The sequence below is a fragment of the Komagataeibacter intermedius TF2 genome (assembly GCF_000964425.1).
Classification (GTDB): domain Bacteria; phylum Pseudomonadota; class Alphaproteobacteria; order Acetobacterales; family Acetobacteraceae; genus Komagataeibacter; species Komagataeibacter intermedius.
In genome coordinates this window covers 1-420 of the sequence record NZ_BANF01000559.1, presented here as the reverse complement: position 1 = coordinate 420, position 420 = coordinate 1, and the positions used below count along the sequence as shown (strand labels likewise).

At 61.9% G+C, this 420-nt stretch carries 1 protein-coding gene; it reads right to left on the bottom strand.

All coding sequences use genetic code 11. From position 1 onward, the window contains the following. Positions 1-116: 116 nt before the first annotated feature. Positions 117-420: phage integrase N-terminal SAM-like domain-containing protein (locus B7449_RS18545; RefSeq protein ID WP_244465786.1), on the bottom strand; the 304-nt coding region annotated here is incomplete at its 5' end.

Here is a 420-nt window from a genome sequence, read left to right as displayed (position 1 = left end):
CAGGGGCAGAAGGTCTGCCGGAAGCATGGCGTTGCGATATCGTCAGCCTTTGCCCCGTTCGACCCGATGCTTGAGGCAAGTGGTCGCGTTGAGCAGACGGGCAACCTTATCGCGGCTCAGCACGACAGGCAGGTTGCGGGGATGCGCACCCGGACCAACTTGCGTGCGAGGTCGGAGCAGTCGAGTGTTCGGGTGAAGAAAAAACGTAGGGCCGACACGATGACAGTCATGGTCGGTGTCGGCATCCCATCTTCGTTCTGCGCAATCTGGAACTGGCGTACATCCTCGGCTGTTGCCGTATGGGGTGAGCGGCCCAGAAACGTGGCGAAACGGCCGACATCGCGAAGGTCATTGCGCTGCGTCTCCCGGGAGAACTGCCGCACCGCCATGTCATCAAGCAGGCGCTGGCGAAGGGGACTG